The 6,391-nt window shown below is 67.8% G+C and carries 8 protein-coding genes and 1 riboswitch; of the genes, 1 reads left to right on the top strand and 7 read right to left on the bottom strand.

What is annotated here, in order from left to right; all coding sequences use genetic code 11:
- A partial coding sequence (locus AC5RUJ_RS09170) for an aldo/keto reductase (protein WP_494155780.1) occupies positions 1-877 on the top strand: 877 nt, incomplete at its 5' end.
- A 51-nt stretch (positions 878-928) separates the two neighbouring features.
- Here AC5RUJ_RS09170 and AC5RUJ_RS09165 read toward each other — a convergent pair.
- The 7 genes from AC5RUJ_RS09165 to AC5RUJ_RS09135 all read right to left on the bottom strand — a co-directional run.
- On the bottom strand, positions 929-1,435 hold the full coding sequence (locus tag AC5RUJ_RS09165) for a flavin reductase family protein (protein WP_494024259.1): 507 nt from the start codon (positions 1,433-1,435) through the stop codon (positions 929-931).
- Between the two features lie 52 nt (positions 1,436-1,487).
- A riboswitch (SAM riboswitch) is annotated at positions 1,488-1,602 on the bottom strand.
- A gap of 163 nt (positions 1,603-1,765) precedes the next feature.
- Complete coding sequence (locus AC5RUJ_RS09160; RefSeq protein ID WP_494024260.1) at positions 1,766-2,635, bottom strand: prephenate dehydratase; 870 nt, start codon at positions 2,633-2,635, stop codon at positions 1,766-1,768.
- Between the two features lie 87 nt (positions 2,636-2,722).
- Positions 2,723-2,935 (bottom strand): hypothetical protein, encoded by a 213-nt coding sequence (locus tag AC5RUJ_RS09155; RefSeq protein ID WP_494000808.1) that lies wholly within the window; start codon positions 2,933-2,935, stop codon positions 2,723-2,725.
- Between the two features lie 293 nt (positions 2,936-3,228).
- The gene (locus tag AC5RUJ_RS09150; RefSeq protein WP_494000807.1) at positions 3,229-4,035 is read right to left on the bottom strand and encodes an amino acid ABC transporter ATP-binding protein; all 807 of its coding nucleotides are present in this window, start codon (positions 4,033-4,035) and stop codon (positions 3,229-3,231) included.
- Positions 4,022-4,681, bottom strand: coding sequence for an amino acid ABC transporter permease (locus AC5RUJ_RS09145; RefSeq protein ID WP_494001307.1), 660 nt, complete (start codon positions 4,679-4,681; stop codon positions 4,022-4,024). Before AC5RUJ_RS09145 ends, AC5RUJ_RS09150 begins: the two co-directional genes overlap by 14 nt.
- 43 nt (positions 4,682-4,724) lie before the next feature.
- Positions 4,725-5,543, bottom strand: a complete 819-nt coding sequence (locus tag AC5RUJ_RS09140) for an amino acid ABC transporter substrate-binding protein (RefSeq protein WP_494000806.1) — start codon at positions 5,541-5,543, stop codon at positions 4,725-4,727.
- A gap of 164 nt (positions 5,544-5,707) precedes the next feature.
- Positions 5,708-6,391: diacylglycerol/lipid kinase family protein (locus AC5RUJ_RS09135; RefSeq protein ID WP_494155779.1), on the bottom strand; the 684-nt coding region annotated here is incomplete at its 5' end.

Below are 6,391 nucleotides of genomic sequence, written 5' to 3'. Positions count from 1 at the left end.
GGCGCTGGAGGCCGGGATCACGACCTTCGACCACGCCGACATCTACGCCCACGGCAAGGCCGAGGCCGCGTTCGGGCGGGTGCTGGCGGAAAGTCCCGAGCTGCGCGACTCGATCCGGCTGCAGGGCAAATGCGGCATCCGGCTGCCGGTCCCCGGCATGGTCGGGCACTACGACTCCTCGCGGGAAGCCATCCTGGCCCGCACCGACGAAAGCCTGCGCCGGCTGCACACCGATCACCTGGATACGCTGCTGATCCACCGGCCCGATCCGCTGACGCCGGCCGAGGAGATCGCCGCGGCGTTCAACGAGCTTCGGATGGCCGGGAAGGTACGCCGCCTTGGTGTCTCGAACATGTCCGGCGAACAGATGCGCTGGCTGCAGTCGGCGCTGGATGAACCGCTGGCGGTGAACCAGCTGGAAATGAGCCTGTACCGACGCGACTGGCTGGAGTCGGGGGTGCTGGTGAACCACCCGGAGGGACCGGGGATCAGCTTCCCGCACGGCACCTTGGAATACTGCGCCGCCCACGGGGTGGAGCTGCAGGCCTGGGGCGCGCTGGCCAAGGGCCGGTACAGCGGGCGTGCGGCAGCGGAGGCCGCGACACCGGATGCTTCCGCGCCCGCGGATGCCTCACCCCCGGCGGATCATGCAGCGGCAGCCCTGGTCACGGAACTTGCCCGGGACAAGGGGTGCCCGCCCGAGGCCGTGGTGCTGGGCTGGCTGCTGCGGCATCCGGCAGGCATCCGGCCGGTCGTCGGTACCAGCAGCCCGGACCGGATCCGGGCCTGTGCCGAGGCGGAAGCGGTTGGAGCATCGATGACCCGCGAGGAGTGGTACTCCCTGTGGGTGGCGGCCCGAGGCAGGCCGCTGCCTTAGCTGCCCCCGCCCGGCCCCGCCGGCTGCCGGCGGGGGCCGGGACCGTGGGTCCTAGACGAAGGCCGGCTGTTCCAACCGGCGGAACGCGGAATCGTGGAAGACCAGGGGCTCGTGGGTGCCGTCGTGCGTGGACAGTCCGTGCACCTGCAGCAGCACGACGTGGTGGTCCCCGGCCGGGACCTCCTGGTGCACCGAGCAGTCCAGCCAGAGCGCCGCGTCGTTGAGGAAAAGCGCGCCGTCGTCCGTGCCGTGCAGGCTCAGGCCGGCAAAGCGGTCACCGTTCCTGGACGCGATCTGGCGGCAGACGCCGTCGTGTCCGGTGCCGAGCACCGAGACGCCGATCCGGTTGGCCCGGCGGACCAGCGGCCAGGTCCGTGAGGTGTTTTGCACGGCGAACATCACCAGCGGCGGCTCGAGGGAGACGCCCACGGTGAACGAGGAGGCGACGATGCCCTGCGGCTCGCCGGCGACGGTCGCGCACAGCGCCGCGATGCCCGAGGGGAAGCGGCCGAAGGCGGAGCGCAACGTGTGGGGGGTCAGGTCATGGTGTAGCGACATGGCGTCCTTGGGGCTTGGGCGCATCCGCTGCGGCCGAGCTGCTGCGGGTGGATACGCGTACTTGCCTGCCGACATACCCGGCGGGCCGAATCATCACCTGGAGCACCCCGCTACGGTAGAGGGTTGCCGGCCAACCAGCCAGGGCTGTGAAGTTGGCGCTCTTGATTCGTCTCCACGCTAAGAGCGGGGAAGGGCCTGGGTCAAACGCCGGTAACAGTTCGTCAAATGCAGCGTTTTACTTCCGGGCGCCGCGAGGTGTCTGCTGCCCCGACGGGCGGCCGTGCGACGGCTGCTGCCCCGAAGGCTACTGTCCGACTGCTGGTCCCACGGCTACTGCGCGGCGGCGCCCGGGCGCACGGTCCGCTGCCGGAACGGATGCGCCGGGTAGACGCCCAGGATGCGGATTTCGGTGGTGAAGAAGTCCAGTTCCTCGAAGGCGTGGACCATGGCCGGATCGTCCGGGTGGCCTTCGACGTCCACCATGAACATGGTGGCGGCAAACTCGCCGCCCACCATGTAGCTCTCCAACCGGGTCATGTTGATGCCGTTGGTGGCGAAACCGCCCAGCGCCTTGTACAGCGCGGACGGCACGTTCCGCACGCGGAACACGAAGCTGGTTACGGCCGGACCGGGAAGTTCCTCGCGGGACGGGACCGGCCGGCGGTCGGCCAGCACCACGAACCGTGTGGTGTTCGTCGGATCGTCTTCGACCTTTTCCGCGAAAACCTCCAGACCGTAGAGTTCGGCGGCCATCGGCGGCGCCAGGGAGACCTTGGTCGGGTCGTTCCATTCGGCCACCTCCCGGGCCGAACCGGCGGTGTCGCCTGCGATGACCGGAGTGAGCCCGAGCCTGCGGATCAGCTTGCGGCACTGGCCCAAAGCATGGATGTGGCTGTGCACCTCCCGGGCCTGCTCCACGGTGGCCCCGCGTACGCCCAGCAGGCTGAAACGGATGGGCAGGAAGAATTCCTCCACGATCTGCAGGGTGGTCTTCGGCAGCAGGGCGTGGATGTCCGCCACCCGGCCGGCGATCGAGTTGTCGATGGGGATCATGGCCAGTTCCGCCTCGCCGCCGGTGACGGCAGCGAACGCATCCTCGAAGCTGGCACACGGCACCGCTTCCCAACCGGGGCGCACTTCCAGGCAAGCCATGTGGGAGTTCGAGCCGGGTTCACCTTGGTACGCAATCGCTGGAGCCATGGGCGAAATTATCCCACCGGGGCGGGCCGGCGCTTCATTCCGGGCAACCGGGCGGCGTCATATAACCGGGACCGGCCCGCCAACCGCTTAGTACAGATGCGATTCCTGGGTGATGCCGTAGGGCACGTCGTCGCTCAGCTCCACCGTAAACTGCCCGGGGCCGGTGCGAGTGACCAGGATGCCGCAATCGCCGTCGATGGCGGCGAGCTTTTGCAACTCTTCGACCGCAGCATTCAGGAGATCGTGTGCTTCGGAAGCCGTCTGTGCGGTCAACGACTTGGTAGCCAGGGAAGTGGCCATGGTTCTGCCTTTCGTGGCCGGAGGTTTCCGCGCAGGAGAAACGCGGGATGGAAGCTTCCGGCCGGAACGAGCCTGCCATGCGGAACGGTGCATGGAACTTTACATTCTGCCATCCCAGATGACATCAGATGAATTTCGCACCGGCGTGGCGTGCGCCACACCCGGCGCGGCGGCGTGGTGCTGGAAGCAGGTCAGGCGGGACCGCCGCGCGTGTTGGAAACCGGTCACGCGGGACCGCCGCGGATGCTGGAAGCGGTCGGGGGAGGGCGGGCCAGCCGGAAGTGAACCCGGTCCTAGAACGGGTTGAGCAGCCGGTGGACGAACTGCCGGGTGCGCTCCTCCCGCGGTTCGCGCAGCACCTGTTCGGGGTGTCCGCGTTCCACCACCACGCCGCCGTCCATGAACACCACTTCGCTGGCCACTTCACGGGCGAAGGCCAGCTCGTGGGTGACCAGGGCCATGGTCCAGCCCTCGTCAGCCAGTTCCTTGATCACGTGCAGCACGTCGCCCACCAGTTCAGGATCCAGTGCGGACGTGGGCTCGTCGAACAGCAGCAGCGAGGGTTTGAGCGCCAGCGCCCGGACAATGCCGACCCGCTGCTGCTGTCCGCCGGAGAGCTGATGCGGGTACTGGTCTTCCTTGCCGGAGAGCCCGACACGGTCCAGCAGCGACCTGGCCTCGCGCACCGCTTCGGCCTTGGACCGCTTCTGCACCTGGACCGGGCCCTCGATGATGTTCTGCAGCACGGTCATGTGCGGGAACAGGTTGTAGTGCTGGAACACCATGGCGCTGCGGTCGCGCAGGGCGGCGATCTGTTTTCGGTTCACCGGCGAACCGAAATCCACGGCCGGCCCGCCCGAAAAGGCGACCCGCCCGCCGTCGGGGATTTCCAAGCCGTTCAGGCAGCGCAGCACGGTGGTTTTGCCCGACCCGGAGGGTCCGATCAGGGCCAGTACCCCGCCCGTCTGGACGGAGAGGTCGATGGACTTGAGCACCTGGTTGCTGCCGAAGGACTTGCGCAGCCCCTCTACGGAGAGCACCGGCCCTGCGGCGGAGCCGGGCTGCGAAGCGGCGGCGGAGGGGACGTCAGTGGGCGACATAGCGGTCCAGCCTCTTCTCCAGTCGGGACTGCCCGGCGGAGAGCACCAGGCAGAACACCCAGTAGACCGCCGCGGCCTCAATGTAGAGCAGCATGAACTCCTGGCTGAACGCCGCGATTTCCTGGGCGGCCCGGAACGCCTCGGTGACCAGGATCAGGGAAGCGAGGGAGGTGTCCTTGACCAGCGAGATGAAGGTATTGGACAGCGGCGGCACCGACACCCGCGCTGCCTGCGGCAGGATGATGCGGCGCAGGGTGGTGGTGCCGGCCATGCCGATGGTGTGGCCGGCTTCCCACTGGCCCTTGGGGACGGACAGAATCGCGGCGCGGATGATTTCGGCCGCATAGCCGCCCACGTTCAGGGAGAACGCGATGATGGCGCTCGGCCACGGTTCAAGCACCACGCCGATCGACGGCAGGCCGTAGAAGATCACGAACAGCTGGACGAGCAGCGGGGTGCCGCGGATCACCGACACGTAGGCGCGCGCGATGCCGGCCAGGATCCGGTTGCGGCTCAAGCGCATCAGGGCCACGACGAGCGCCAGCAGCAGGCCGATGGCGAAGCTGGCCAGCGAGAGGGGGATGGTGCCGGTCAGCCCGCCCTGGACTATAGGCCAGAGCGAACTGCCGACGAGCTCCCAGTCGATGTCCATACGGTTACGTTAGCGTCTCCCTTTGAAGCGGCCGGATTTACTTGCTGACGTCCGCGCCGAAGTACTTCTCGGAGATCTTTGCCAGCGTGCCGTCGGCGCGCAGCTCCTCCAGCGCCGTGTTGAAGGCCTCGACCAGCTCGTCGCTGCCCTTCTGGAAGGCGAAGGCGCTCTGCGTTTCTTCGTCCGTTTCGGCGGCTACCTTGATGTCTTTGTTGTCGTTGGTGGCCTGGTAGTCCAGGTAGGTCAGCTTGTCGTTGACCGTGGCGTCCACCCGGCCCTGCTCCAGCAGCGAAACCGCCTGCGCCCAGCCCTCCACGGCCTCGACATTGGCTCCGGCGCCCTTGGCCAGTTTGTAGAAGTTGCTGGTCAGCGACTGGGCGGACGTTTTGCCCTCCAGATCCGCCAGGGAGGAAATGTCGTTGTTGTCCGACTTCACGACGACGACGCCGGTGCTGACCGTGTACGGGTCCGAGAAGTCGTACTTGGCCAGCCGGTCTTCGTTGATCGAAACCTGGTTGGCGATGACGTCGAAGCGGCCCGCCTCCAGCCCCGCGAAGATGGCGTCCCACTGGGTCTCTTCAAACCGCACGTCGACGCCGAGCTTGTCCGCCACCGCGGTGACGACCTCGACGTCGTAACCGGTCAGGTCGCCGGTGCCGTTCTCGTGGAAGGAGAACGGGCGGTAGGTCCCCTCGGTCCCCACGGTGATCACGCCTGCGTCCTGGATCTCCTGCAGCGTGGTCGCGGCGGAGGAGGTCGCCGGCTCCGACCCCGACGGCGAGGACGTGCTGCAGCCGGCCAGCACCAGGGCGGCGGCTGCGGCGGCACCGAGGACGGACAAACGACGACGAATCATGGTGGAAAACCCCTTGTGATGTGGGACGACGAGCCAACCGGCGGGTGGCCGGCAAACGCTGAAGCTACCACGTGCAACAACGGGTACCTCAAGATATGTTCCGAACTGTGTCGGCAATGTGAGCAGCCGCACTCCCGGCGGCGCGCACCGGCGTCGTTATTGTTCTATTCGGGTGCCACCCGCACCACGAGTGCGCCCGGATCGACGCGCATCATCAAACGGGACCCCATGCCAATATGGTCGCCGTCCAGCTGCATCTCCTGGGGCCGGCCGGCGTGGATCTCCACGTGCTTGCCCTGGTAGTAGTCAACCGAAGGATCCACGCTCCGGCCGCGTTTGGCGAGCCCGGCCAGCACGCCGAGCCAGCCCAGCCGCCCACGCGGGGAGATGGTCATGACGTCCAGCAGGCCGTCGTCGAGCTGCGCACCGGGGAACATCTCGAATCCGCCCTGGATCTTGCCGCAGTTCCCGCCCATTACGCTGCGCATCCGCACGGTCATGGGCTTGCCGCCGTCTATGGTGACCGTGGCGCGGACCGGCTTGCCCGGAAGGTTGCGCAGGCCGGCTTCCACGTACGCCAGCCACCCGATACGGTCCTTGAGGCCGTCGTCGGTGCCGCCAATCACGGCGGCGTCGAAGCCGAGGCCGGCCATGACCAAAAACACGGAGTCACCGCCCGACCTGTCCACGGTGGCCCGGACCACGTCGATCCGCCGGTCCCGGCCGGCCAACGCGATGCCGGCAGCGGTCTCCGGGTCGTCAACCGGCAGGTCCAGGTTGCGGGCCAGCAGGTTGCCGGTGCCCAGCGGGATCACGCCCAGCGGCATGTCGGTCGCCGCCAGCCGGCC

Source organism: Arthrobacter sp. Y3223164, assembly GCF_059091005.1.
Note: the sequence above shows the minus strand (reverse complement) of the source record. Positions and strands in the feature narration are given on the sequence as shown.

What these genes read in the sequence shown, in the direction of transcription:
- AC5RUJ_RS09165 (WP_494024259.1), bottom strand. Translation starts at nt 1,435, where the DNA reads ATGTCGCTACACCATGACCTGACCCCCCACACGTTGCGCTCCGCCTTC.
- AC5RUJ_RS09160 (WP_494024260.1), bottom strand. Translation starts at nt 2,635, where the DNA reads ATGGCTCCAGCGATTGCGTACCAAGGTGAACCCGGCTCGAACTCCCAC.
- AC5RUJ_RS09155 (WP_494000808.1), bottom strand. Translation starts at nt 2,935, where the DNA reads ATGGCCACTTCCCTGGCTACCAAGTCGTTGACCGCACAGACGGCTTCC.
- AC5RUJ_RS09150 (WP_494000807.1), bottom strand. Translation starts at nt 4,035, where the DNA reads ATGTCGCCCACTGACGTCCCCTCCGCCGCCGCTTCGCAGCCCGGCTCC.
- AC5RUJ_RS09140 (WP_494000806.1), bottom strand. Translation starts at nt 5,543, where the DNA reads ATGATTCGTCGTCGTTTGTCCGTCCTCGGTGCCGCCGCAGCCGCCGCC.